The sequence below is a fragment of the Gemmiger formicilis genome (genome assembly GCF_016900095.1).
Taxonomy (GTDB): domain Bacteria; phylum Bacillota; class Clostridia; order Oscillospirales; family Ruminococcaceae; genus Gemmiger; species Gemmiger formicilis_A.
The window spans coordinates 37,347-61,157 of the sequence record NZ_JACJJP010000013.1 but is presented as its reverse complement, the minus strand read 5'-3'; the positions used below and the strand labels follow the sequence as shown (position 1 = coordinate 61,157).

Below are 23,811 nucleotides of genomic sequence, written 5' to 3'. Positions count from 1 at the left end.
GAAGAATTCCCGGGGCACCCGCCCCGTTGCCGAAAAAGGAGAGGTTTTGTATGCTGCCAATCGAACGTCTGCGGGCGATGGTCGCCGGCAAAAAGGTGGCCTTCATCGGGGCCGGTGTCAGCCACAAACCGTGCATCGAACAGTTTGCCGCCCTGGGGGCCGAAATCACCCTGTGTGACCAGAAACCCAACCTGGAAGCCTTCGGCGATTACGCCGAGACGCTGCGCCGCCTGAACGTCCATCTCAGCCTGGGCGAACACTACACCGACGGCTTTGCCGGTCAGGACATCATCATGCGCACCCCCGGGTATGAGTATTACAAGCCCGAACTGCAGGCGGCCCTCAAGGCCGGCACCATGGTCACCAGCGAGGTGGAACTCTTCTTTGAGCTCTGCCCCTGCGAGATCGTGGCCGTGACCGGTTCGGACGGCAAAACCACCACCACCACCCTCATCGCCAAAATGCTGGAAGCCGCCGGCCGCAAGGTGCTGCTGGGCGGCAACATCGGCGCAGCCCTGCTGCCCCAGCTGGAAACCGTCACCGCCAACGACATTGCGGTGGCGGAGCTGTCCAGCTTCCAGCTCATCAGCATGCGCCACAGCCCCAAGGTGGCGGTGGTGACCAACGTCACCCCCAACCACCTGGACCACCATAAGGACATGCAGGAGTATATCGACGCCAAGCGCAACATCCTGCTGTGGCAGACCCCGCCCTGCCGTGCGGTCCTGGGCTATGAAAACGAGATCACCCGGGGTATGGCCGCCGACTGCAAAGGGGACCAGGTCTGGTTCACCCGCCTGCATGAAACCGACAAGGGGGCCTTCCTGCGGGCTTCCGACGATACCCTGTGCTACGCTGAAAACGGCGTGGTGACACCCATCGTGCCCCGGGCCGACGTCAAGCTGCGCGGCCTGCACAATGTGGAAAACCTGCTGGCCGCCATGGCGGCTGTGTGGGGGCTGGTTCCGGTGGATGCCATGCGTCAGGTGGCCTCCACCTTCACCGGTGTGGAACACCGCATCGAGCCGGTACGTATGCTGGACGGCGTGCAGTATTACAACGACTCCATCGCCACCAGCCCCACCCGCACCATCGCCGGCCTGCGCAGTTTCGACCAGAAGCTGATCCTCATTGCGGGCGGTTACGATAAAAAAATCAGCTATGCCCCCCTGGCGCCGGAACTCATCGCCCATGTGAAGGTGCTGATCCTCATGGGGGACACCGGCCCCATCATCGAGCGGGAAGTCCGTGCCTGCCCCGGCTTTGCCGAGAGCGGCCTGCAGATCCTCCACGCCGACAATATGAAGGATGCGGTGGAAAAGGCCCGGGCCGCCGCCCATCCCGGCGATATCGTGAGCCTGTCTCCGGCATCGGCATCCTTTGACCATTATCCCAACTTTGAAGCCCGCGGACGGGAATACAAGCAGATCGTCCAAGCGCTGTAACAGGAGGTATGCCGTGCTCCAGGCCGTAAACGACGCCGCCCGGAAGCGGGCATTTCAGCAGGTGGTGGCCGGTAAGCCCTATTTTCGGGCGCTGCTGGGCCGGGACGCGGCTTTGTGGACCGGAAACCCCGGCGCGCCCACCCGGCTGTTCACCCTGCCCGGCGGGGCGCTGGCCCTCAGCGGCCGTTCGGCCCAGCTGTGCGCGGCCGGACCGGACCTTCCGGATTGGGAGGAGCTGGCCCTCTTCCTGCGGTTCGCAGGGGTGGAACGGCTGACCGCCAACCTCTGCCCGCCGCCTTCCTGGCCGCTGCGCCGGGACCTGTACCTGTACACCTTGGCCCCCGGCGGCTGCCTGCCGGTACCGCCGCTGCTGCCGGGACTGCACATAGACCGGCATCCCTCCATGGGAACCGTCAGTGCCGAACTTTTTCCGGATGAACCCGAACGGCGGGATGCCTTCTACTCCGAATCCTGCACCGCCATCAACCACGGCTATGCCCGGGTACTGGCCGTGTGCGACGGGGCAAACCGGATGGTCTGCACCGTGGGAGCCTACGCCATCTTTGACGGCGAAGCCTATATGGCGGCAGGGGAGACCCGGTCCGACCTGCGCGGGCAGGGCATCGGGGGACATCTCATCGTCACCCTGGCCAATGAACTTGCCGCCGAAGGCTATACCGTCACATTTCTGTGTGAGGAAAAACGCCGGCATTTCTATGACCGGCTGGGGTTTGTGTGCAGCTTGACCTATGGTCAGTACCTCCTGCCCCCACAAGACAACAATGAAGGAATCGAAAACCAATGATCGAAGAATTTTTTGACCTGAAAACCGAAGTCCTGGCCCTGGACAAACAGGCGCTGGAACTCTGCAAGGACCAGTTTGCCCATGTGGAGGAAATCCGGGATTACAACCAGCTGAAGATGCTCAAAGCCTTCACCGGCTGCGGAGTGGAAGCCCGGCATTTCTGGGGATCTTCCGGCTACGGCGTCTGGGATGACAGCCGCAACAAGCTGGAGGAAGTCTTTGCCCGCTGCATGGGGGCGGAAGCCGCCCTGGTGCGGCCGCAGTTCATGAGCGGCACCCACACCCTGGCGGTGGCCCTCTTCGGCCTGCTGCGCCCCGGTGACACCCTGCTGGCCGCCACCGGCCGCCCCTACGATACCCTGGAAGGGGTCATCGGCATCGGGGAAGCGGGCAAGGGCTGCGGTACTCTGCGGGAATTCGGCGTGCTGTATGACGAATGTCCCCTCAAAGAGGACTTCACCCCTGATTATGAGGCCATTGCCCGCCAGGCCAAGAACGCCACGGTGGTGCACATCCAGCGCAGCCGGGGTTACACCCAGCGCAATGCCTTTGACCTGGCCACCATTCAAAAGGTGGCCGAGATTGCCCGCAAGGCCAACCCCAACGCGGTGATCTTTGTGGACAACTGCTACGGCGAATTCACCCAGAAGCAGGAACCCCTGGAAGTGGGGGCCGACCTTATTGCCGGCAGCTTCATCAAGAATCCCGGCGGCGGTATCACCCCCACCGGCGGCTATATTGCCGGCCGGGCCGACCTGGTGGAAAAGGTCAGCCACCGCTTCACCGCCCCCGGCATCGGGGCGGAGCTGGGCTGCACCCAGGACAGCCTGCGGGATACCTTCCTGGGCTTCTACTACGCCCCCGGTGTGGTGTGCGAAGCCCTCAAGACCGCCATCTATGCCCAGTGCCTGCTGGAGCTGTCCGGCGTGAAGCCGGTGCCCCGCTACACCGCCGACCACAACGATATCGTCACCTGCTTCGATTCGGGCAGCGCGGCGGCGCTGCAGGGCTTCTGCACCGGCATTCAGCAGGGCAGCCCCATCGACAGCATTGCGGCACCCGAACCGGCGGATGAACCCGGGTATACCGACAAAGTGATTATGGCTTCCGGCAGTTTTACCGAAGGCAGTACCATTGAGCTTTCCTGCGACGGCCCTCTGCGCGAACCCTACACCTGCTACCTGCAGGGCGGTGTGAACTTTACCGCCGCCCGTGCCGCGGTGCTGTGCGCCGTGCAGAACGCCTTTTTTGCCTGACCTTGTAGTACAGACCGCCCCGGCGGTTTTGCGTCAATACGGACCCGATTGACCGAAAGGAAGGAAAATACCATGCTGGATATCAAGCGCAATCTGACCACCATGACCGACTTTTACGAACTGACCATGTCCGCCGGCTACTTTGACGAGGGCTACAAGGACAAGATCTCGGTGTTCGACATGTTCTTCCGCCGCGTGCCGGACGGCGGCGGCTACGCCATCATGGCGGGCCTGCAGCAGTTCATCGACGCGGTGGATCACCTGCAGTTCACCCAGGAGGACATCGACTACCTGCGCTCCACCAAGATGTTCCGGGAGGATTTTCTGGAGTATCTGGCCAACTTCAAGCTGCACTGCAACATCTGGGCCATTGAGGAAGGTGTGCCTATCTTCCCCCAGGAGCCCATCGTCACGGTGGAAGGTCCTGCCATCGAATGCCAGCTGCTGGAAACTCTGCTGCTGGTCACCTTCAACCACCAGTGCCTGATCGCCACCAAGGCCAATCGGATTGTGCGGGCGGCTTCCGGCCGTCCGGTCATGGAGTTCGGCGCCCGCCGTGCCCAGGGGTATGACGCCGCCTACTTCGGCGCCCGCGCTGCCTACATCGGCGGCTGCGGTTCCACCAGCTGCGTCATGGCCGCCCGGGACTTCGGCATTCCCGCTTCCGGCACCATGGCCCATTCCTGGGTGCAGATGTTCCCCAGCGAGTACGAAGCCTTCAAGAAGTACGCCGAGCTCTACCCGGATGCCTGTGTCCTGCTGGTGGATACCTACAATGTGCTGCGCCACGGCATCCCCGATGCCATCAAGGTGTTTGACGAGGTCCTCAAACCCATGGGCAAGCGTCCCAAAGGGGTGCGCATTGATTCCGGCGATATCGCCTACCTGTCCAAGAAAGCCCGCCGCATGCTGGATGAGGCCGGCTATCCCGACTGCACCATCTGCGCTTCCAACAGCCTGGACGAATACCTGGTGCGGGACCTGATTCTGCAGGGTGCCCGGGTGGACAGCTTCGGCATCGGTGAAAACATGATCACCGCCAAGAGCGACCCTGTTTTCGGCGGGGTGTACAAGCTGGCCGCCGTCAAGGAGGACGACGGCACCTATGTTCCCAAGATGAAGCTCAGCGAATCCGCCGAAAAGACCACCATCCCCTGCCTGAAGAAGGTCTGGCGCATCTACGATGAGGACAACAAGGCCATGGCCGACCTGATCACCATGGCGGACGAGCAGGTGGAGACCAAGCACGGCATCACCCTGTTTGACCCGGTGGAAACCTGGAAGGAACGCACCTACGTCAACTGCACCGCCCGCTGCCTGTCCACCCCCATCTACGTGAACGGCGAGCGCGTCTACACCAGCCCCTGCCTGGAAGATATCCGCAAATTCTGCAAGGCCCAGATCAACACCCTGTGGGACGAAGTAAAGCGCTTTGAAAACCCCCACCGCCACTATGTGGACCTGAGCCAGAAACTGTGGGATACCCGCAACGAGCTGCTCAAGGTTTTGTCCAAATAAAACCGCAAAAAACAGTTACAAAATGATTACAGGCCCTCTTTCCTGCACAGAATACTGTTGCACAAGTATCTGCCGGGGAAGGGGGCCTTTTTATGGTGTTGGTTCGTGGCTGCCGATGGGAGACAGCCAGTCTGTTTTTGCTGGGCGGCACGGCCTATCTTGGTTTGGAGTTGGCCTGGCGGGGCACCACCCACTGGACCATGTTCTTTGCGGGCGGGCTTTGCCTTTGCTTGCTCCGCTGGTTTGATGACAGCGTCCGCTGTCCGCTTCTTGCCGCCGCGCTGCTGGCGGCAGGCGGGGTATCCGGGGTGGAGCTGCTGTTCGGTATGGTATGCACCCGCCTGCTGCGCCTGCACGTGTGGGACTACAGCACCGAGTGGGGCAACGTGGCAGGTCTGATCTGTCCCAAATACAGCTTCTTGTGGTTCCTGCTCTGCCTGTGGCTGTTGGGCGGCCTGCGCCTGCTGCGGTGGCTGTCCCAAAGAAGTCCGGTTTATAGGGCTAAATAAGAGCCTGGCAGGGTTGTAAGTCCGCTTTATGGCCCTTTTGCTTCTGTATAATAAAGACAGAAACAAAAGAAAGGCAGGCGGGTTCCATGACCACCAAATTCAAGAATGTCAACGGCCACATTGAGGTATATTCCGCACAGGGAGAGTTCCTGTTCTCCGCCGACACCATGGAGGAAGCCTGGCGGGAACTGTGCGCGTAACGCGTACAAACGTGGATGGAATATGTACAAAACAACGGAATAGTGGAAAACTATATAAATATTTTTTGTAAGTTTGTACAAAATGCAGGTTGCAAAAGTCCGACCTTCCGTGTATACTGAAGATGCAAAGAGAGAGGGAAACCGGCACCCGCAAGCAGCCGGATTCCCGCCCATCTACAGAAAGGGGATCGCTATGTTGAGCCTGCATAAGATTACGACATGGATGCGCGGTATCATTCAGCGCGGCGAGGATTTCGGTCTGCCGGAGGATGTGTACAACGACGTGATCCCGTCCGGCGTGCATGATTACCAGCATACCGAATTCTGAAGCATGTCGCCAGGACCGGCCAGCGTTAAAAAACGTTGGCCGGTCTTGTTTTTTTGCCCAAAAAAAGGTATGCTATATAGGTATACCAAGGAAAGGGGAGATGTCTGTGTCATGGCGGCCTTATGCCATCTTTGATATGGATGGCACGCTGCTGGATTCCACCGGCATGTGGGATCTGGTGGGGGACCGGGTGTTGGCCCGTTGGGGCATGAGTTTTCCCCGCCAGGACCGGGAGGACAACATGGTGCTGACCATTGAGGGAACAGCGCAGTACTATGTGGAGCATTATCACCTGCCTGTCACGGCGCCGGAGCTGGCCGACCTCATCCGGGAGGAAGCCCGCTGCGCCTACACCACCGAAGCCACCCTCAAACCCGGCGCCGTGGAGGTGCTGGATTTTCTGCGGGACCGGGGCGTCCGGCTGTGTGTGGCTTCCGGCACCGACAAGCCTCTGGTGGATGCGGCGCTGGCCCACCTGGGCATTCTGGACCGGTTCGAATTTACCCTTTCCTGTCAGACAACCCAGGGCAAGCAGGACCCCGAGGTATATTTGCGCGCCCTGGAAGGGTTCGGCAACCCCGACCCCGCACAGGTCATGGTGTTTGAAGATTCCCCCACGGCACTGGCCACCGCCCAAAAACTGGGGTTGTATACGGTAGCCGTATGGGATGCCTACACCGCCGATGCCTGGCCCCAACTGCGGCAGACGGCCGACAGCCTGTGCGAACGCTGGCCCGACTGGCTGGCACAAAACAAAGAGTAAGCAAAGAGGAGAAGTCATCATGAAACTGATCACCTTTACCGTGCCCTGTTATAATTCCGCCGCCTATATGGACCGCTGCATCAAGACCCTGCTGCCTGCGGGCGAGGATGCAGAGATCATCCTGGTGGATGACGGTTCCAAGGACGAAACCGGCGCCATTGCGGACGCCTGGGCCGAAAAATACCCCACCATCATCCGGGTGATTCACCAGGAAAACGGCGGCCACGGCGAGGGCGTCAACCAGGGCATCCGCAATGCTTCCGGCCTGTATTTCAAGGTGGTGGATTCCGACGACTGGCTGGACGCCGATGCCCTGCAGAAGGTCATGACCAAACTGCGGGAATTTGCCGCCATGCCCCAGCCCGTGGACCTGCTGCTGTGCAACTATGTGTATGAGCACACCGTGGACAACACCCACCACACCGTGCGTTACACCGGCATTCTGCCCCAGGACAAGGTCTTTACCTGGCAGGAGATCGGCCACTTTCCGCCCAGCCAGAACATCCTGATGCACTCGGTCATCTACCGCACCCAGATTCTGCGGGATTGCGGTCTGCGGCTGCCCAAGCACACCTTCTATGTGGATAACGTCTTTGTCTATCTGCCCCTGCCCAGCTGCCGCAGCCTGTATTATATGGACCTGGACCTGTACCGGTACTTTATCGGCCGGGAAGACCAGAGCGTCAACGAAAAGGTCATGGTCAAGCGGGTGGACCAGCAGGTGCGGGTCACCAAGCTGATGATCACCGCCGTGGATCTGTACGCCCTGCCCCCGGAACAGAAGAAGCTGCGGGCCTATATGTTCAACTACCTGTCCATGATGATGACCATTTGCAGCGTTTTCCTGACCATGGATGGCAGCACCGATGCCCTGCGCAAGAAAGCGGAGCTGTGGCAGTTCCTCAAGCTGCATGACCGCCGCGTGTACCGCCGCTGTGTGGCGTCGGTGGCGGGGCTGTGCAACCTGCCCGGCAAGGCCGGCCGGGGCATTACCCTGTGGGGCTACCGTGTGGCCCAGAAGATTTTCAAGTTCAACTGATTGTATACCAAAAAAGGCCGTCCGTTCCGGAATTTCCGGGCCGGGCGGCCTTTTCATATTTTGAAAAAATCGACATTCATTCCTTGCTTTGCGGTATCATACAGACAGATCGAAAAACAAACCGCAAACAGGGAAGGAGCCGATCAAAATGTTGAACTGGAAACGGATTTGGAACGATGCGATCCTGAATCGACTGAGCCACCTGCTGGCCAACGCCGATGAGCAGGGCTTCCGGGACCTGTACATGAACTGCCTGGAAGAACTTCTTCTGAAAGAATAAACCACAAAAAAGTGCCTCCGTCCGGAAAAGACGGAGGCACTTTTGCGTCATACGGATCGGGAACGTACAGCTTGCAGCAGCTCCTCTTTCCGGTTGGGCAGAGTACCTTGCATAACGGCTTGCAGCAGCCATTCCAGGGTATTTCCCACCAGGGGACCCGGTGTCAGCCCGGCGGCGATGAGGTCGCTGCCGGTCAGAGCCAGTCCGGATACGGTGTAGCAGCCGGTCCGGGCCAGGTATTCCATCCGGCGGGCAAAGTCCCGCACTTCCCGGCAACGCTGGGCCACGGCATCGTTGTTGGTGTGGGCGGCCAGATCGGCCAGCTTCAGGCGGCAGAGCCGCTGCCAGAACAGCGGCCCGCGTTGGTGCAGCTGTTCCAGAATGGCCAGATCAGTTTCGGGCAGGGGACCGTCGTGCACCGCCACCAGTGCGCACACGCCGTCGGTCAGGTAAACAGGGGCCCGCAGCCGCTGCAAAATCTGGCGGGCAAGCCGTGCGCCCCGCTGGTTGTGCCCGGGAAAATGAGCGGCGCCGGCCTCATCCACTGTGCGGCACAGGGGTTTGGCCATGTCGTGCAGCAGCACAGCCCAGCGCAGCACCCGGGCGCTGCGGGCATCCAGCCCATCGGTATCCAGCGCGCCCACGGCCGCCGAGGTGTGTTCCCATACATCATAACAATGCCAGCGCCCTTGCTGGCCACAGCCGATGCAGGAGGCGATTTCCGGCAATGCACCGGTAAGGATGTCTCCGTATTGGGCCAGCACCGTCCCGGCGGCAAAGCCGGCCAGCAGTCGGTCCAGCTCGGTAAAAATACGCTCGGCCGAAACGCACCGTACCGTCAGGCGGGCTTGCCTGGCCGCGGCGGCGGTGGCGGGATCCAGCCGGAACCCCAGCTGTGCCGCAAACCGTACGGCCCGCAGAATGCGCAGGGCATCCTCCTCGAAGCGGGCTTCCGGGTCACCCACACAGCGCAGGATCCCGGCCTGCAGGTCCTGCTGCCCGCCAAAAAGATCCACCAGCCCGTCCTCGGGGGACCAGGCCATGGCGTTGACGGTGAAGTCCCGGCGGGCCAGGTCTTCCCGCAGGCAGGGAACAAAGCGGACACAGTCGGGATGACGGCCGTCGGTATACTGGCCGTCCTGCCGGAAGGTGGTCATCTCCCAGCTATGGCCGTCCAGCACCACCGCCACCGTACCGTGTTTTTTGCCCTTGAGCAGCAGGCGGTATCCCGCAAACAGGGCTTCCATCTCTTCGGGACGGGCACTGGTGCAGATATCCCAGTCGTCCGGTGTGCGGCCCAGCAGGCTGTCCCGCACGCAGCCGCCCACAATGTAGGCTTCGTACCCGGCCCGGCGCAGTTTGCCCAACAGGGCACGCGCCTGTTCCGGAGGCCGGATATCGGTTGTGGTGTTCATATCCGAACCTCCTTTCTGTGTGGGGTACGAATCATTCAAAATGCCATTGCTGGGTCAGATCCACCGTGCAGGCCACGCAGCCGCCCTCGGCCATCAGATCGGCCACCTTCCGGCGGGCCGCTTCCTCATCGGGCATCCAGGTAACCAGGAAAAAGCTTTCTTCCGGCACGCCGTAATACACCCAGATGCCGTCCGCGCGCACCAGATCGCTCAGATGGTCCAGTTCCTCCCCGTCGGTCAGGCCGGACCCTTCTTCCGCGTAGATCATCTCCGGGCTGACCTGCATGGAGACGATGACCGTGATGCTGCTGGTAATGTAGCTGTCGCGGTCGGTGCCGGGCATATCGGCACCGCATACTTCCCACGCCGAGGCGAACGCTTTGATCAGCAGTTCGCGGACCTCGATCATGGAATCCCCAGGATTGTACATGATAGTCCTTCTTTCTATGATTACTATGGTTACAGTATAGCATGCCCTTGCGGCAGGGGCAATCCATTTGCATCAAACTGTTTCAGCGGTCCGTAATAGGCCAGCAGCATGTCGGCCAAAGCCAGCTCCGCATACCGGTGGAAGGTAAAATCCCGTCCCGCGCCGGCCACCACCGCGTGCTGCACAAAGGGATAGCGCTGCGCCACGTCCCCGGCCTGGGTCAGCAGCCAGAACTCGCCGCCCTCTTCGGCCAGGCGCTGTACGGCGTCCACCATCACTTCCAGGCCGCATCCGTTCATGCTCAGCATCAGGATCAGGGTGCCGGGGCCCACCGTCACATCCTGCAGATTGGCGGTGGACAGCAACACCCGGATGATCTTGCCCCGCTTGACCAGTTCCCGCTGCAGGTACAGCATCATCAGCCCGGAGTATTCCATCCCCAGCAGCAGCACATCATCCGCAGCCCGTATGGCGTCCGCCAAAGCCTGCATCTGGTGGGGGTCAACCCCGGACAGGCAGGCGTAGAGATCGCTCTCCAGGGTGCGGCAGCTGTCCTGCAGAGCAGGCTGAACCAAAGCGGATTTGTCGTAGCCGAATACATTGCCGCAATAGTAGGCGGACCGTGCCCGCATACGCCGGTCCAGGGCACACTCGTCCTTGAAGTGCAGAAAATCATCGTACCCAAGGGTGTGGCAGAACCGGGTAATGGTGGCAGCCGAGACGTGGCAGGCGGCGGCCAGCTGGGTGATGCTCATGTTCAGCACTTCGTCAAAGTGGGCCAGGCAGTACCGGGCGATGCTCTGGTTGGTCTGACCGCGGTTTTCCTCCGATGCAACAAGCAGCAGCAGTTCCTGCGCCATCTGCATGGATCACCCCTCCTTTGCAAAATAAAGCGTCCCCGCCCCGTGCGTGGTGGCAGGGGCGGGGACGTGAGTCTTACGATTTCAGCTCAGCCGTAAGCAATCAGGCTTTGGGCTTGGGGCCGGCTTCCGCGATTTCGGAAGGCATATTGGGATACTTCTTGGCGAAGTTGTCAGCGAACATCTGAGCCAGCTTGTTGGCCTGGGCGTCATAGGCGTCCTTGTCGGCCCACATGCCGCGGGCGTCCAGCATTTCGTCGGGCACGCCGGGGCAGCTGACGGGATAGTCCACGTTGAACACGTCATGATGCTTGAACTCGATGCTGTCAAAGCTGCCGTTCAGAGCAGCGGTGACCATGGCACGGGTGTAAGCCAGCTTCATGCGCTTGGCGCCGGCCGCGGCGCTGCCGCCGGCCCAGCCGGTGTTGACCAGGTAAACCTTGGTGCCGTACTTCTCCAACTTCTCGCCCAGCATTTCCGCATAGACGGAAGGATCCATGGGCATGAAGGGTTCGCCGAACAGGGTGGAGAAGGTGGGCTGCGGCTCGGTGATGCCACGTTCGGTGCCGGCCAGCTTGGAGGTGAAGCCAGTGACGAAGTGGTACATGGCAGCGTTCTTGTCCAGACGGCTGATGGGAGGCAGAACACCGAAAGCGTCGGCGGTCAGGAAGATGACAACCTTGGGGATGCCGCCCTCGCCGGGGATCTGAGCGTTGTTGATGTAGTTGACCGGGTAGCCCACGCGGGTGTTCTCGGTCAGGCTGTCGTCAGCAAAGTCAAACTCACGGGTCTCGGGATCCATGACAACGTTCTCAACCAGAGAACCGAAGCGGATGGCATTGTAGATGTCGGGCTCGTTCTCAGCGCTCAGGTTGATGCACTTGGCATAGCAACCGCCCTCGAAGTTGAAGACGCCGTCGGGGCTCCAGCCGTGCTCGTCGTCGCCGATCAGCTTGCGGCCGGGGTCGGCGGACAGGGTGGTCTTGCCGGTGCCGGACAGGCCGAAGAAGACAGCGGTCTCATGGGTTTCGGGGTCCATGTTGGCGGAGCAGTGCATGGGCAGCACGTTTTCCTTGACCATGACGTAGTTCATGGTGGAGAAGACGCTCTTCTTGATTTCGCCGGAATACTGGCTGCCGCAGATGACGATGAGGTGAGCCTCGTAGTCGATCATGATGGCGGCTTCGCTGTTGACACCGTCAACTTCCGGATCGCACTTGAAGCCAGGGGCCACCAGCATGGTGTAGTCGGCTTCACCGTAGTTGGCCAGTTCCTCCGCGGTGGGGCGGATCAGCAGCTGATGGATGAACAGGTTCTGGCTGGCCATCTCGTTGATGATGCGGAACTTCTTGGTATACTTCTTGTCGGCGCCGGCAAAACCGTCGAAGATGAAGACTTCGCGGCCCTGGAGGTACGCGGCAACCTTGCCCTTGATGGCGTCGAACTTTTCACGGCTGATGGGGCGGTTGACCTTGCCCCAGGCAATATCGTCGTGAACGGCGGGGGTATCGACAATGAACTTGTCGTTAGGGGAACGGCCGGTGTACTTGCCGGTGGTGACAACCAGCGCACCGGTGTTGGACAGGGTGCCCTCACCGCGGCGCAGAGCGGCCTCGGTCAGCTGGGCGGGGGTCAGGTTGCGGTACACAGCCTTGGGGCCGATGATACCGAACTTTTCGATTCCATAAGTCTCCATGGGAAACTACCTCCTTATATGCCATTGTATGCCACTATAATGGAACTGTCTTTAGTATAGCCGAAAGCGCCGGAAAAGGCAATGGAGTGAAGTACAAATTTGAAAAAATTTAACACATTTTGGCGCAGGGGGCTTGCGCGGTATGGTATAATATAGACAAAAAACAGGCAGGCGGCCTTCTTTCAGGCAGGCGGCCTGCCCATGAAAGGTGGAAGTATTGTATGTTGACCAACGAAACTCTGGATACCCTGTACACCCGCCGCAGCTGCCGCGCCTATACCGATCAGCCGGTGGAAGCCGACAAGCTGGAAGCGGTGCTGAAAGCCGGTACCTATGCCCCCACCGCCATGGGCCAGCAGAGCCCGGTGATCGTGGCCGTGGAAAACAAGGAAGTGCGGGATCATCTGTCCCGCATGAACGCCGCCGTCATGGGGCGGGACAATGATCCCTTCTACGGTGCGCCCACCGTTCTGGTGGTTCTGGCCGACACCCGCCAGCCCAACTGGAAGGCGGACGGCAGCCTGGTCATGGGCAACCTGCTCAACGCGGCGGCCAGCGTGGGCCTGGGTTCCTGCTGGATCAACCGTGCCTATGAGATGTTCGAGACCGAGGAGGGCAAGACCCTGCTGAAAGAATGGAACGTGCCCAACGCCGAGCACCTGGCTGGTGTGGGCTGTTGCATTCTGGGCCATGCCGCGCCCGGCGGCGAAAAGCCCGCCGCACCCCGCAAGGAAAACTATGTGGTGTATGTGCGCTGAATCCAAAATAAAGGAAGGTGCGGCATGATTTTCGGTATCGGAACCGATCTGTGTGAAACCGCACGGATGGAGCAGGCCATCGCCCGGGAAGCCTTTCTGAACCGGGTGTTCTCGGCGGAAGAGCGGGCGCTGATTACCACCCGCACCGGCAAGCGCCGGGCTGAGACCGCTGCAGCCAACTTTGCGGCCAAGGAAGCCTTTCTCAAGGCCTGCGGCCTGGGGTTGGGCGGTTTTGCGCTGGCGGACATCGGCGTGCTGCGCCGGGAAAGCGGGGCGCCCTGCTATGCCTTGTCCGGGGAAGCTGCCCGCTTTATGGCCGAGCATCACCTGACCGCCCATCTGAGCCTGAGCCACGACGCAGGCATGGCCTGCGCCTTTGCGGTGCTGGAACAAAGAGAAGGGGAGAGGGAATCATGACGGAACTTTCGGCGAAGCCTCACAAGGCACAGCGGGAGAGCAGCCTGGAACTGCTGCGCATCCTCTGTATGCTGTTCATTGTGGCCGACCACTACGCGGGGCAGAGCGGTACCGCCGTGTATGACACCTTGCCCCACGCCCTGTTCTTCTCGGCCTTGGGAGCCGGGTCCCGCCTGGGGTGCGATTTGTTCGTCATCCTGGGGGCCTGGTTCCTCTGCCGGCAGCCCTTCCGCACCCGGCGGGTCCTGGGATTGTGGCTGAGCCTGTGGCTGTACACCGTTCCCCTGACCCTGCTCTGCTGGCTGGTTCCCGGCAGCAATGTGGGCCTGGGAACCCTGCGGTGGGCGGTCTTTCCGGTCAGCACCCAACAGCTGTGGTTTATCTCCCAGTATGTGATGCTGCTGCTTTTGTCCCCGGTGCTCAACCTGCTGCTGCGGGCTTTGCCGCGGTCCGGGCTGCGGGCCCTGCTGGGGGTGACAGGCTTGTTCCTGGTGGGCTATTCCACCCTTTTTGCGGAGGATGGCGTCTTCGGGGATCTGCTCTGGAGCTTTTTGTTCCTCTATCTGCTCACCGGCTATTTCCGCCTGTATCCGGACAACCGCCTTTCCCGGGCTTTGCGGGCAAACGCTGCCCCCTGGCTGGCGCTGGCCTTTGTGGTGCTGCTCACCCTGGGCCGTGGCGTGGCCCAGTGGCAGGGCATGGACGGCAAGGTGATGCAGTATCTGGAATACTACCGCACCGCGCTGGGGGCTGCACCCAACATTCTCTGCGCCTTCTGTTTCTTCTTCGCGTTCCAAAAGCTGCATATGGGCAGCGTGAAAGCCATCAACCTGCTGGCCTCGGCCACCCTGGGCGTGTACATCATCCACCAGACCCCGGCGGTCATCGGCCTGCTGTGGACCGGGGTGTTCCGCACCCAGAACCACGTGGGCTCCGCGCCCTACGCCCTGTTTGTGATTCTGGCGGTTTATCTGGGCTGTTCGGTGCTCCATCTGCTGCGGGAACGCCTGGTCATCCGCCCGCTGGAAAACAGCCGGTGGTTTGCTTTTATCTGCCAAAAAGGGGACGAAAGCCTGAGCGTGCTGGACAAAATCTTGCCGTCCGGTGATTGAACCTGCCTCTGCCTGCTTATACTAATAGCAACGAGATCATGCTAGACAGGGAGGCAGGCACCATGGAGGTACACAGAGGAGAAGTTTTTTACGCCGATCTGAGCCCGGTGGTGGGTTCAGAACAGGGGGGCGTGCGGCCGGTACTTATCATCCAGAATGAGATCGGCAACCGGCACAGTCCCACCGTGATTGCGGCGGCCATCACATCCCGGCAGGATAAGAACCGTCTGCCCACCCATATCGGGGTGCGGGCGGACCGCTGCGGTCTGAGCAAGGACAGCATCGTCCTCACCGAGCAGATCCGCACGCTGGACAAACGTCGCCTGCGGGAGCGGGCCGGGCGCATCCCGCCCGAGGACATGCAGCGGGTGGATGAAGCCCTGGGCGTGTCCATGGGGCTGGTGGAACAGCCGCCCCATGGCAGCTTTACCTGAATCAAAAAAGGACCTTTCCCGTACCCGGGGCAACCCCGGAGGGAAAGGTCCTTTTCGTATTGTTATTGGGGCCAGGCGGGAGAGGAGGAGAGCACATCCCCATCCAGCACCCACAGGGCGTCGGCACCGTCCACCTTGGCCAGAACGGTTTCACCCTGTTCCTGGGGCAGGCAGAACAGCCCGGTGGAAAGGGCATCCCCGATGCCGCTGTCCCGGCACAGGATGGCCACACTGCGGCAATAACGGGCGGGCTGCAGGGTCTGCAGGTCGATCAGGTGGTGATACCGGATCCCGTCCACCGTGAAGTAGCGCTGGTAATCGCCGCTGACCACCAGGCTTTGCCCGGGCTGCAGCTGCACTTCGGCCAGATTGCCGTCCCCGTCCGGGTCCTGGACCCCGGCGGTCCAGGGGCTGCCGTCGGGCTTTTTGCCGATGGCCCGCACATTGCCGCCTACGTTCAGGATGGCGGAGGTCAGTCCCCGTTCTTCGGCTTTTTGGGCGGCCTGCTCCACCGACCAGCCTTTGGCAATTCCTCCCACATCCAGCTGCAGGTCCGGGTCGGCAAAGTGTACGGTCCGGGTGTTTTCCTCCAGCACTAAATCGTTTATGTCGGTGTACCTGGCGGCCTTCTGTAAAGCCTCCTCGGTGGGAAGAATGTCGGCGGTCAGGGCGGTTTCGGAAGTGGCGGCTTCAGCGGCGGTGCGGGCGTCGTGCCACAGGGATAGCACCGTTCCCGCCGCAATGTTGCAGGCACCGTCGGTGAGGGTGTAAGCCTCTTTGCCGAACTGCAAAAGGGCGAACAGATCCTCGTCCACCGTCAGTGTTTCCTGCCCGGCCCGGGCGTTGACGGTGGCCATGTTGGTCATGCCGTCGTAGGTGTTGTAAATGTCAAACAACTGGTGATAATGGAGCAGATCGGCGTGCAGGGCGTCCGCCTGCTGCTGCCATTCCTCCTCGCTGGATGCATACCCGGTCACCACGGTCACCGTATCAAACACATCCCACCAGGTGGCGGTGTAGGCCTTGGGGGCGGTGCGGTCCTGCCAGAAACTGAACCCCACCACCGCCGCCAGGACCACGCACAGGGCCCCGGCAATCCACCGCTGGCGGTTCATTCCCTGCCTCCCACGGCGGCGTGCTCCTCACACAGTTCCCGCAGCAGGGCGTCCAGGGTCCAGCTCCGGCTGGTGGGGGTGACCATGGCCCGAAGGGGAATGTCGGCGCCGCCCCGGCGGATCTCGTCCACGAACCGGCCCAGCGACCCGTCGTCATGGCGCAGCCCGCTGATGATCATGGCGGGGGTGTCGGTGGGGGAGGGCAGCTGTGTGGCCGGCGCCCGCCGTCCTGCACAAAGGTCTGCCACCGTGCCGCCCAGCTCGGCAGGGCCAACGGGCCGCACCTTCAGCCGCAGGGCAGCGGCCGTGCGGACCAGATGGTCATATCCCGCGTTCTGCGGGCCGAAATTCCACAGCAGAACGCAGCGCGGTTCCGCCTGTACATGTGCTTTCATAAAAGAGAAAACCTCCGGTAACTTGATTCGGAATGGATTTTATTCTACCACATTCCGCCCCGAAAGCAAAGGCCGGGGCAACAGACCAAACAAAAAGACCGGACCCAAAGGTCCGGTCTCAGCTATCTGGCTTACAGGTCGGGGTGGTATTCCTTGCAGGTGCACTTCTTCCACTTCAGACCGCTGCCGCAGGGGCAGGGATCGTTGCGGCCGATTTTCTGCACCCGAACCGGGGCGCTGCCTTTGGCACCGGGGCGGGTGGGAGCACCCTCGCCGGTGGGCTTGGCCACCTGTTCCCGCTGGGGCTGGGCTTCGGGGCGGCGGATCTCGATGGTCAGCAGCATGTGGACGGCGTCCTCCCGGATGGAGGCAATCATCTCGTCGAACATGGCAAAGCCTTCCAGACGGTATTCCACCACGGGGTCATGCTGGCCGTAACCGCGCAGGCCCATGCCCTGCTTGAGCTGGTCCATGTTGTCGATGTGGTCCATCCACTTGGTGTCCACGTTGCGCAGCAGGCAGATGCGTTCCAGTTCCCGCATGGTCTGGGACCCGTATTTGGCTTCCTTGGCTTTCAGAATCTGCATACCGCGGTCGTACAGGGTCTTGGCCACTTCCTCCCGGGTCACGCCGCTCAGCTGCTCGGTGGTGTAGTTGAAGTCGGTGGGCAGGCACAGCCAGTTCATGTAATGGCGGCGCAGGGCGGCAAAATCCCAGTCGTCCGGCACGTCGCCGCTCAGATAGGCGTTGCAGCTGTCGGCAATGGACTCCTGCATCATCTCGTGCAGCTTGTCGGAGATGTCCTCGCCGTCCAGCACCATCTGGCGCTGCTTGTAGATGATTTCGCGCTGCTGGTTCATGACATCGTCATACTGCAGCACCTGTTTACGGATAGCAAAGTTGGAAGCTTCCAGCTTTTTCTGGGCGCTCTCAATGGTGTTGGTGATGAGCTTGTTCTCGATGGGCATATCCTCGTCGATGCCCAGGGAGTTCATCATGTTCTGCACCCGCTCGCCGCCGAAGATGCGCATCAGGTCATCTTCCAGGCTCAGGAAGAAACGGGAAGCACCCGGGTCGCCCTGACGGCCGGCACGGCCGCGCAGCTGGTTGTCGATACGGCGGCTCTCGTGGCGTTCGGTGCCGATGATGAACAGACCACCGGCGGCGCGCACGGCCTCGGCTTCGGCCTTCACTTCGGGTTCGTACTCGGCCACCAGTTCGTCAAACCGCTTGCGGGCGGCCAGAATCTCGGCATCGTCGGTGTCGGCGTGGCCGTCGGCCTCGGTCAGCAGCAGGTCCAGGCGGGCGGTGTGGTCCACCGGGGCAGGCTTTTCGGGCAGGGGCTGGTCGGCGGCCTTGGCGGCAGCGCGGGCAGCCTGGTATTCGGCCTCGATCTTCTCGTCGTCCTGGGCCAGCTTGCGTTCCAGTTCCTTGCGCAGGGTGGCCTTGGCCATGTAGGTCACGTTGCCGCCCAGCATGATGTCGGTACCACGACCGGCCATGTTGGTGGCGATGGTCACGGCACCCTGTTTGCCGGCCTGGGCCACGATCTCCGCTTCACGCTCATGGTGCTTGGCGTTCAGCACGTTGTGGGGCACGCCGCGGGCCTTCAGCATCTTGGACAGGGTCTCGCTCTTTTCCACGCTGACAGTACCCACCAGCACGGGCTGGCCTTTTTCGTGGCATTCCACGATCTGGTTGATCACGGCGTCGTACTTGCCCTTGACGGTCTTGTACACGCTGTCGGGCAGGTCTTTGCGGGCCCGGGGCTTGTTGGTGGGCACGCTGACGATCTGCAGGCCGTAAATTTCGCTGAATTCGTCGGCCTCGGTGGAAGCGGTACCGGTCATGCCGGCCAGCTTCTTGTACATGCGGAAGTAGTTCTGGAAGGTGATGGTGGCCAGAGTCTTGCTCTCGGCGGCCACGTTCACCCCTTCCTTGGCCTCGATGGCCTGGTGCAGACCGTCGTTGTACCGGCGGCCGTACATCAGACGGCCGGTGAACTCGTCCACGATGATGACCTCGCCGTCCTTGACGATGTAGTCGGTATCCCGGTGCATGACGCCCCGGGCCTTGATGGCCTGGTCAATGTAATGGCGCAGGGTCATATTGTCGGCATCGGCCAGGTTGTCCACGCCGAACCAGGCTTCGGCCTTCTGCACGCCGCTCTCGGTCAGGGTGCAGCTCTTATGTTTCTCATCCACCACATAGTCGCCGTCCACCTGCTCTTCGGCGGCTACCTTGTCATCCAGTTCCACGATGACGCTCTTCTTCAGCGTCTTGGCAAAGTCATCGGCGCGCTTGTACATCACGCTGGAATCCTCGCCCTTGCCGGAGATGATCAGCGGGGTACGGGCCTCGTCGATGAGGATGGAGTCCACCTCGTCCACGATGGCGTAGGCATGGCCGCGCTGAACCATGTTGGCCTTGTAGACCACCATGTTGTCCCGCAGATAGTCAAAGCCGAATTCATTGTTGGTGCCGTAGGTGACGTCGGCCTCATAGGCCTTCTTGCGCTCGGCGGGGGTGACCGAATGGATCACCAGACCCACGCTCAGGCCCAGGAACCGGTAGACTTTGCCCATCCACTCGCTGTCGCGCTTGGCCAGGTAATCGTTGACGGTCACCACGTGCACGCCCTCGCCGGTCAGGGCATTCAGGTAGACAGGCATGGTGGCCACCAGGGTCTTGCCTTCACCGGTCTGCATCTCGGCAATGCAGGCGCGATGCAGCACAATGCCGCCGATGATCTGCACCGGATACGGTTTCAGGCCCAGCACACGCCAGTCGGCCTCCCGGCAGACGGCAAAGGCCTCGGGCAGAATCTGGTCCAGCGTGGCGCCGTTTTTCAGCTTTTCTTTCAGCTCGGGGGTCTTGGCCTGCAGCTCGGTGTCGGTCAGCTTCTGCATTTCCGGCTCCAGGGCCAGCACCTTATCGGCCAGCGGTTTGATGCGCTTGAGTTCCTTGTCGGAAAAAGTTCCGAACAGTTTCTCCATAAAAGACATATGCGAACCCCTATCATTTCTGCCGCCAGAGGGCGGACGGTTTTAGCGTATGGTAATTGCGATACACTCCAATATAATACACCCGCACAAGGGTCTGTGTCAAACCTTGCGCGGGTGTAAAAAGCATATTGTTTTGTAAGAAATCAGGTGTGGGCCTTGGCCGGTTTGGGAGCCGAAACAGCGGGGTGCGGTTGCGGCTTGGCCAGCAGCACCAGCATCAGGAAGATGCACCCGAATCCCAAAGCATCCCAGAAGCTGAAAGAGGACCCCAGCACCAGGGTGCTGATGACGGCGGCCGTCACCGGTTCCGCAAAGCTGTACAGGCTGGCTTTCTGGGCGCCCACCATCTTGACGCCCTGCATGAAGCTGCAGAAAGCCACCACATTGCCGATGATGACCACCACCGCAATGCCCAGCCAACCCATGGCGTTGGGCACATAGCCCACCTCCCAGGGGCGGCAGATCAGGCTGAACAGAACGCCGCCCACCAGGAACGCCCAGCCTTGCAGCACGGGGGTGGGGAACTGCTGCTGCAGATTGTGGGGCCACACGGTGTACACCACCACGCACAGGGCGCAGCACAGGCCGGTGACCAGGGCTTCGGGGCTGACGGCCAGGCCGTCCAGGCTGCCGTGGGTGGTCAGGAAGAACAAGCCCACCAACGCCAGCAGGATGGACCCGATCTCAAAGCCCCGGGGCATCCGTTTGGCCTGCCAGCAAACCACCATCAGGATGAACACCGGCGAGATGTTCTGCAGGATGGTGGCCATGCCGGCTCCGGCCAGCTGGATGGTGGTGAAATACAGCATCTGACAGCCGCTGACCCCCGCAATGCCGTAGATCAGCAGGTCGATGATGTTTCGGCGGCCGTGCCAGGGGGCGAACAGAAGCTTGGGATTCCGCACAAGGAAATACCCGCACAGCAGAATGCCCGCCAGCGTCAGCCGGATGGGGGCCAGCCAGAAGGCATCCATGCCCTGCCGGGTGAACAGATATTGCCCCGTGCAGCCGGAAATACCCCAGCAGGCCGCGCCGAACATGGTCAGAAATGCACCTTTTACCTGGTTGCTTTTCGATTCCATCTCAATCTTCCTCCAGAATAAGGGCGGCTGCGTCGCCCAGGGTATCGCATACGGGGGCACCGGTGGTGCCCAGGGTTTCGGCGTCCTGGTGCCCGCCGCACTGCAGCACGCACCGCACGCCCATGGCCCGGGCCACCTCAAAGTCGTGTACCGTATCACCGATCATCACCGCACGGGCGGGGTCCAGCCCGCTTTTGTGCAGATAATTCAATCCCAGATCTACCTTGCTCTTGGCGTAGATGTCGCCCAGGCCCAGCAGACGGTCAAAAAAGTTCCGCACGCCCCGTTCCCGGACCTGCTGTTCCAGCACATCCACGGGGGAAGCGGACAGAATCACCTGCCGCAGACCGGCGTCCGCAAAGGCTTGCAGGGTATCCCGGGCGCCGGCCGCCAGAGGACAAGCCTTGGCGTGGGGAATGTAATCGGCCATATAACTTTCGGCCAGAACAGCAAAAGGGTGCCGGGAAAAGTCCATCCCGGCACGCAGATAATAGTCTTCCACAGGAAATCCGAAGATCTTCCGGTAAGACGCCATGTCGTACCGCTGGGGATAGCCGAAGCGGGCCAAAAGACGGTTGAGCGCATCCAGGCCAAGCTTGGCGTCATCCAGCAAAGTGCCGTTCCAGTCCCACAAAATCAGTTCGGGGCGCATGACGTCCTCCTTTCGGTGGGCGCTCAGCCCACAGGATGCTTCACAGGTTCCACAAAGAGCTTTTTCAGCTCGCGGTTGGTTTCAATCAGGCGGACCAGCAGCACGCCCAGAATGCAGCAGCTGATCACTTCGCCAATGCCCACCGTCAGCATGTTGAACAGGGTGACAGGCAGGGTGGCCGGGGTATCGGAGAAGAAGACGCTGATCTCCCAGCCCACGATCACGGCGTTAAAAATCACCGGAGGCAGGGAAGCAGGCAGGGCCAGGCCCTTCACCTGCACATTGCGCAGAGCGTAGGTGACCAGGCAAGCCAGCAGGGTGGCCAGAGTGCCGAACACCACGTCAATGACGGTGGAGCCCAGGGCGTTGGCCAGCAGGCAGCCCAGGGTCACGCCCACAATGTATTCCGGGCCGAACACCGGCAGCAGGCACAGGGCCTCGGCCAGGCGAACCTGCACGGCGCCGTAGCTGAAGGGCTGCAGCGCCAGGCACAGCACCACATACACGGCGGCGATCATGGCGCAGCGAACCATCCGGTTGGTGCGCACGGCGCTGCCCTGTGCGGTGTCGTCGCGGCGCATGGCCAGCCGAACACCCAGAAAGACCGCCAGCACAGCGGCCACGAACACGATAATCCAATTCATCATAGTACAATACTCCGGCGGATAGATTTTGACCGGACACGGGACCGCCAGCCCCGGTCGGTTTGTCGCCGCAGGGTGCAAAACCAAGCGGCGGAGCCTAAAATCCTAAGTTGCTCAACAAAAGGCTATTATAACAAAAACCCCGGCACCTTGCAAGATGCCGGGGCAGTTTTGTTGCCGGAAAAACCTGCCTATTCCACGATGGAACGCACCCAGGACCCGCCCTTGACCAGGGCAAAGCCGATCAGGCACTTGATCAGGTCCAACACGTTTACCAGAAAGTAAACCAGCACAATATTCAGTCCGGTAAAGCGGGTCAGCACAAAGGCCATGGGCACGTTGGCGGCCCAGGTGAAGCAGCTGTCGAACAGGAAGGTGATGAAGGTCTTGCCTCCCGACCGCAGGGTGAAGTACATGGCGTTGGCCAGGGCAAACAGCGGCATGCACAGTGCTGCTACCCGGATCAGGCTGGACGCCAGAAGGCGGATGGACATTTCGGTGTTGTACACGTGGGGGATCAGCGGGCTGAACAGGGCCAGCAGACTGCCCATGACCAGACAGCTGGAAGCGCTGAGCACGATCATCCGCCAGGCGGTGCGGCGGGCGCCGTCCTTGCGCCCTGCGCCCAGCTCCTGTCCCACCAGAATGGCGGTGGCGTTGCCCAGGGAGAGAAACACCTCGTTGAAGATGACGGTGATGGTGTTGCAGATGTTCAGCGCCGCCACCACCTGGATGCCCCGCACCGAGTAGCACTGCAGCAGCGCCGCCTGGCTCACGCTCCACAAGAATTCGTTGAGCAGCAGAGGCGCTCCCTTGATGGCCACCTGGCGGACCAGCGCACCCGGAATGCGGAAGGAGGCGTACACCCCCGAAAAGAAGGGGTACCGTTCCACACTGCGGTGGGATCCGGTCACCACGATGGCACACTCCACAAAACGGGAAAGGGAGGTAGCCACACCGGCACCCACCACCCCCAGGGCCGGGAACCCGAACAACCCGAAGATGAGCAGCCCGTTGAAAATAAAGTTGACCACCATAGCGGTCATGCTGGCCTGCATGGGCAGGGTGGTTTGACCGGACTCCCGCAAGGTACCGGCGTAGGTCTGGGTCACCGCAAAGGGAACAAGCCCCACCAGCATCACCCACAGATACTCCCTGGCATATCCCAGGGTGGCGACGGCGTCGGCGGGGGAGGTATCCCCGGTGAGATACAGCTCAATGAGCGGGGTGCCCGCCGCCGCGAACAGAAGGATGGCCCCGGCGGTCAGCGCGGCGGCGGTGACCAGCTTGATGCGGAAGGTCTGGCGCACCCCTTCCATGTTGCCCTGGCCGAAGAACTGGGCACCGAAGATGCCGGCTCCGGCCAGACTGCCCCAGATGACCAGATTGTACACAAACAGAAGCTGGTTGATGATGGCCACGGCGCTCATGGGCAGGGTGCCCACCTGGCCCACCATCACGTTGTCCAGCAGGCTGACCACGTTGGACAGGGTATTCTGCACGATAATGGGCATGACCACCACCGCCACATGGCGGTAGAAGGGGCGGTCGCCCAGCACACACTCCCGCAGGGTCAGGGTGTTGCTTGTCTGCATGGGATTCACGTCCTTTTCTCACAAAATGGGATACCGCAAGGCAAAACAGCGCAGCAAA

24 protein-coding genes and 1 riboswitch are annotated in these 23,811 nt (G+C 61.3%); of the genes, 13 read left to right on the top strand and 11 right to left on the bottom strand.

The annotated features are described in order from the left end of the window. The first annotated feature begins 50 nt into the window (after nucleotides 1-50). From murD to H6B15_RS15680, 9 genes are all read left to right on the top strand, one after another. Nucleotides 51-1,445 carry a UDP-N-acetylmuramoyl-L-alanine--D-glutamate ligase gene (gene murD, locus H6B15_RS07925; RefSeq protein WP_204647457.1) on the top strand — a complete coding sequence of 465 codons (1,395 nt, stop codon included), beginning with the start codon at nucleotides 51-53 and terminating at the stop codon, nucleotides 1,443-1,445. A gap of 13 nt (nucleotides 1,446-1,458) precedes the next feature. Further along, nucleotides 1,459-2,250 carry a GNAT family N-acetyltransferase gene (locus H6B15_RS07920; protein ID WP_204647456.1) on the top strand — a complete coding sequence of 264 codons (792 nt, stop codon included), beginning with the start codon at nucleotides 1,459-1,461 and terminating at the stop codon, nucleotides 2,248-2,250. Further along, nucleotides 2,247-3,506: a methionine gamma-lyase family protein gene (locus H6B15_RS07915; RefSeq protein WP_204647455.1), complete on the top strand. Its 1,260-nt coding sequence runs from the start codon at nucleotides 2,247-2,249 to the stop codon at nucleotides 3,504-3,506. Before H6B15_RS07920 ends, H6B15_RS07915 begins: the two co-directional genes overlap by 4 nt. 72 nt (nucleotides 3,507-3,578) lie before the next feature. Then, nucleotides 3,579-5,024, top strand: a complete 1,446-nt coding sequence (locus tag H6B15_RS07910; protein ID WP_204647454.1) for a nicotinate phosphoribosyltransferase — start codon at nucleotides 3,579-3,581, stop codon at nucleotides 5,022-5,024. Between the two features lie 92 nt (nucleotides 5,025-5,116). After that, complete coding sequence (locus tag H6B15_RS07905; RefSeq protein ID WP_204647453.1) at nucleotides 5,117-5,533, top strand: putative ABC transporter permease; 417 nt, start codon at nucleotides 5,117-5,119, stop codon at nucleotides 5,531-5,533. A 393-nt stretch (nucleotides 5,534-5,926) separates the two neighbouring features. Further along, on the top strand, nucleotides 5,927-6,061 hold the full coding sequence (locus H6B15_RS15685; protein ID WP_275950980.1) for a hypothetical protein: 135 nt from the start codon (nucleotides 5,927-5,929) through the stop codon (nucleotides 6,059-6,061). Nucleotides 6,062-6,161: 100 nt separating this feature from the next. Then, nucleotides 6,162-6,824: an HAD family hydrolase gene (locus H6B15_RS07900; RefSeq protein WP_204647452.1), complete on the top strand. Its 663-nt coding sequence runs from the start codon at nucleotides 6,162-6,164 to the stop codon at nucleotides 6,822-6,824. A 19-nt stretch (nucleotides 6,825-6,843) separates the two neighbouring features. After that, entirely contained in the window at nucleotides 6,844-7,863 is a 1,020-nt protein-coding gene (locus tag H6B15_RS07895; protein WP_204647451.1) for a glycosyltransferase family 2 protein, read from the top strand. 148 nt (nucleotides 7,864-8,011) lie between these two features. After that, nucleotides 8,012-8,143, top strand: coding sequence for a hypothetical protein (locus H6B15_RS15680; RefSeq protein ID WP_275950979.1), 132 nt, complete (start codon nucleotides 8,012-8,014; stop codon nucleotides 8,141-8,143). A gap of 47 nt (nucleotides 8,144-8,190) precedes the next feature. Here H6B15_RS15680 and H6B15_RS07890 read toward each other — a convergent pair whose 3' ends face one another. From H6B15_RS07890 to pckA, 4 genes are all read right to left on the bottom strand, one after another. Next, complete coding sequence (locus H6B15_RS07890) at nucleotides 8,191-9,558, bottom strand: CCA tRNA nucleotidyltransferase (RefSeq protein WP_204647450.1); 1,368 nt, start codon at nucleotides 9,556-9,558, stop codon at nucleotides 8,191-8,193. A gap of 31 nt (nucleotides 9,559-9,589) precedes the next feature. After that, nucleotides 9,590-9,967, bottom strand: coding sequence for a hypothetical protein (locus H6B15_RS07885; RefSeq protein ID WP_204647449.1), 378 nt, complete (start codon nucleotides 9,965-9,967; stop codon nucleotides 9,590-9,592). A 50-nt stretch (nucleotides 9,968-10,017) separates the two neighbouring features. Continuing rightward, nucleotides 10,018-10,854, bottom strand: a complete 837-nt coding sequence (locus tag H6B15_RS07880; protein ID WP_204647448.1) for a MurR/RpiR family transcriptional regulator — start codon at nucleotides 10,852-10,854, stop codon at nucleotides 10,018-10,020. A gap of 97 nt (nucleotides 10,855-10,951) precedes the next feature. Further along, nucleotides 10,952-12,544 carry a phosphoenolpyruvate carboxykinase (ATP) gene (gene pckA, locus H6B15_RS07875; protein WP_204647447.1) on the bottom strand — a complete coding sequence of 531 codons (1,593 nt, stop codon included), beginning with the start codon at nucleotides 12,542-12,544 and terminating at the stop codon, nucleotides 10,952-10,954. Between the two features lie 221 nt (nucleotides 12,545-12,765). Here pckA and H6B15_RS07870 point away from each other — a divergent pair, with 221 nt between their 5' ends. From H6B15_RS07870 to H6B15_RS07855, 4 genes are all read left to right on the top strand, one after another. Next, nucleotides 12,766-13,302 (top strand): nitroreductase, encoded by a 537-nt coding sequence (locus H6B15_RS07870; protein ID WP_204647446.1) that lies wholly within the window; start codon nucleotides 12,766-12,768, stop codon nucleotides 13,300-13,302. A 24-nt stretch (nucleotides 13,303-13,326) separates the two neighbouring features. Continuing rightward, a complete protein-coding gene (acpS, locus tag H6B15_RS07865; protein WP_204647445.1) occupies nucleotides 13,327-13,719 on the top strand; it encodes a holo-ACP synthase in 393 nt (130 codons plus the stop codon). Next, nucleotides 13,716-14,831, top strand: coding sequence for an acyltransferase family protein (locus H6B15_RS07860; protein WP_204647444.1), 1,116 nt, complete (start codon nucleotides 13,716-13,718; stop codon nucleotides 14,829-14,831). The genes acpS and H6B15_RS07860 overlap by 4 nt, the downstream gene beginning before the upstream one ends. A 62-nt stretch (nucleotides 14,832-14,893) precedes the next feature. Continuing rightward, nucleotides 14,894-15,265 (top strand): type II toxin-antitoxin system PemK/MazF family toxin, encoded by a 372-nt coding sequence (locus tag H6B15_RS07855; RefSeq protein WP_204647443.1) that lies wholly within the window; start codon nucleotides 14,894-14,896, stop codon nucleotides 15,263-15,265. Between the two features lie 62 nt (nucleotides 15,266-15,327). Here H6B15_RS07855 and H6B15_RS07850 read toward each other — a convergent pair whose 3' ends face one another. From H6B15_RS07850 to H6B15_RS07820, 7 genes are all read right to left on the bottom strand, one after another. Next, the gene (locus tag H6B15_RS07850; protein WP_204647442.1) at nucleotides 15,328-16,380 is read right to left on the bottom strand and encodes an FAD:protein FMN transferase; all 1,053 of its coding nucleotides are present in this window, start codon (nucleotides 16,378-16,380) and stop codon (nucleotides 15,328-15,330) included. Further along, on the bottom strand, nucleotides 16,377-16,775 hold the full coding sequence (locus tag H6B15_RS07845; RefSeq protein WP_204647441.1) for a DUF3783 domain-containing protein: 399 nt from the start codon (nucleotides 16,773-16,775) through the stop codon (nucleotides 16,377-16,379). The genes H6B15_RS07850 and H6B15_RS07845 overlap by 4 nt, the downstream gene beginning before the upstream one ends. A 131-nt stretch (nucleotides 16,776-16,906) precedes the next feature. Continuing rightward, complete coding sequence (secA, locus tag H6B15_RS07840; protein ID WP_204647440.1) at nucleotides 16,907-19,780, bottom strand: preprotein translocase subunit SecA; 2,874 nt, start codon at nucleotides 19,778-19,780, stop codon at nucleotides 16,907-16,909. Between the two features lie 143 nt (nucleotides 19,781-19,923). After that, entirely contained in the window at nucleotides 19,924-20,862 is a 939-nt protein-coding gene (locus H6B15_RS07835; protein ID WP_204647439.1) for a DMT family transporter, read from the bottom strand. A 1-nt stretch (nucleotide 20,863) separates the two neighbouring features. Next, complete coding sequence (locus H6B15_RS07830; RefSeq protein ID WP_204647438.1) at nucleotides 20,864-21,514, bottom strand: HAD family hydrolase; 651 nt, start codon at nucleotides 21,512-21,514, stop codon at nucleotides 20,864-20,866. A 23-nt stretch (nucleotides 21,515-21,537) separates the two neighbouring features. Continuing rightward, entirely contained in the window at nucleotides 21,538-22,161 is a 624-nt protein-coding gene (locus H6B15_RS07825; protein WP_345941958.1) for a QueT transporter family protein, read from the bottom strand. A gap of 9 nt (nucleotides 22,162-22,170) precedes the next feature. After that, a riboswitch (PreQ1-III riboswitch) is annotated at nucleotides 22,171-22,274 on the bottom strand. A 75-nt stretch (nucleotides 22,275-22,349) separates the two neighbouring features. Further along, on the bottom strand, nucleotides 22,350-23,753 hold the full coding sequence (locus H6B15_RS07820) for an MATE family efflux transporter (protein ID WP_204647437.1): 1,404 nt from the start codon (nucleotides 23,751-23,753) through the stop codon (nucleotides 22,350-22,352). Between the last annotated feature and the right edge of the window lie 58 nt (nucleotides 23,754-23,811).

What these genes read in the sequence shown, in the direction of transcription:
- H6B15_RS07915 (WP_204647455.1), top strand. Translation starts at nt 2,247, where the DNA reads ATGATCGAAGAATTTTTTGACCTGAAAACCGAAGTCCTGGCCCTGGAC.
- H6B15_RS07910 (WP_204647454.1), top strand. Translation starts at nt 3,579, where the DNA reads ATGCTGGATATCAAGCGCAATCTGACCACCATGACCGACTTTTACGAA.
- H6B15_RS07900 (WP_204647452.1), top strand. Translation starts at nt 6,162, where the DNA reads ATGTCTGTGTCATGGCGGCCTTATGCCATCTTTGATATGGATGGCACG.
- H6B15_RS07845 (WP_204647441.1), bottom strand. Translation starts at nt 16,775, where the DNA reads ATGAAAGCACATGTACAGGCGGAACCGCGCTGCGTTCTGCTGTGGAAT.
- H6B15_RS07860 (WP_204647444.1), top strand. Translation starts at nt 13,716, where the DNA reads ATGACGGAACTTTCGGCGAAGCCTCACAAGGCACAGCGGGAGAGCAGC.
- secA (WP_204647440.1), bottom strand. Translation starts at nt 19,780, where the DNA reads ATGTCTTTTATGGAGAAACTGTTCGGAACTTTTTCCGACAAGGAACTC.
- pckA (WP_204647447.1), bottom strand. Translation starts at nt 12,544, where the DNA reads ATGGAGACTTATGGAATCGAAAAGTTCGGTATCATCGGCCCCAAGGCT.
- H6B15_RS07905 (WP_204647453.1), top strand. Translation starts at nt 5,117, where the DNA reads ATGGTGTTGGTTCGTGGCTGCCGATGGGAGACAGCCAGTCTGTTTTTG.
- H6B15_RS07895 (WP_204647451.1), top strand. Translation starts at nt 6,844, where the DNA reads ATGAAACTGATCACCTTTACCGTGCCCTGTTATAATTCCGCCGCCTAT.
- acpS (WP_204647445.1), top strand. Translation starts at nt 13,327, where the DNA reads ATGATTTTCGGTATCGGAACCGATCTGTGTGAAACCGCACGGATGGAG.
- H6B15_RS15685 (WP_275950980.1), top strand. Translation starts at nt 5,927, where the DNA reads ATGTTGAGCCTGCATAAGATTACGACATGGATGCGCGGTATCATTCAG.
- H6B15_RS07830 (WP_204647438.1), bottom strand. Translation starts at nt 21,514, where the DNA reads ATGCGCCCCGAACTGATTTTGTGGGACTGGAACGGCACTTTGCTGGAT.
- H6B15_RS15680 (WP_275950979.1), top strand. Translation starts at nt 8,012, where the DNA reads ATGTTGAACTGGAAACGGATTTGGAACGATGCGATCCTGAATCGACTG.
- H6B15_RS07890 (WP_204647450.1), bottom strand. Translation starts at nt 9,558, where the DNA reads ATGAACACCACAACCGATATCCGGCCTCCGGAACAGGCGCGTGCCCTG.
- H6B15_RS07855 (WP_204647443.1), top strand. Translation starts at nt 14,894, where the DNA reads ATGGAGGTACACAGAGGAGAAGTTTTTTACGCCGATCTGAGCCCGGTG.
- H6B15_RS07880 (WP_204647448.1), bottom strand. Translation starts at nt 10,854, where the DNA reads ATGCAGATGGCGCAGGAACTGCTGCTGCTTGTTGCATCGGAGGAAAAC.
- H6B15_RS07850 (WP_204647442.1), bottom strand. Translation starts at nt 16,380, where the DNA reads ATGAACCGCCAGCGGTGGATTGCCGGGGCCCTGTGCGTGGTCCTGGCG.
- H6B15_RS07870 (WP_204647446.1), top strand. Translation starts at nt 12,766, where the DNA reads ATGTTGACCAACGAAACTCTGGATACCCTGTACACCCGCCGCAGCTGC.
- H6B15_RS07835 (WP_204647439.1), bottom strand. Translation starts at nt 20,862, where the DNA reads ATGGAATCGAAAAGCAACCAGGTAAAAGGTGCATTTCTGACCATGTTC.
- H6B15_RS07885 (WP_204647449.1), bottom strand. Translation starts at nt 9,967, where the DNA reads ATGATCGAGGTCCGCGAACTGCTGATCAAAGCGTTCGCCTCGGCGTGG.
- H6B15_RS07820 (WP_204647437.1), bottom strand. Translation starts at nt 23,753, where the DNA reads ATGCAGACAAGCAACACCCTGACCCTGCGGGAGTGTGTGCTGGGCGAC.
- murD (WP_204647457.1), top strand. Translation starts at nt 51, where the DNA reads ATGCTGCCAATCGAACGTCTGCGGGCGATGGTCGCCGGCAAAAAGGTG.
- H6B15_RS07825 (WP_345941958.1), bottom strand. Translation starts at nt 22,161, where the DNA reads ATGATGAATTGGATTATCGTGTTCGTGGCCGCTGTGCTGGCGGTCTTT.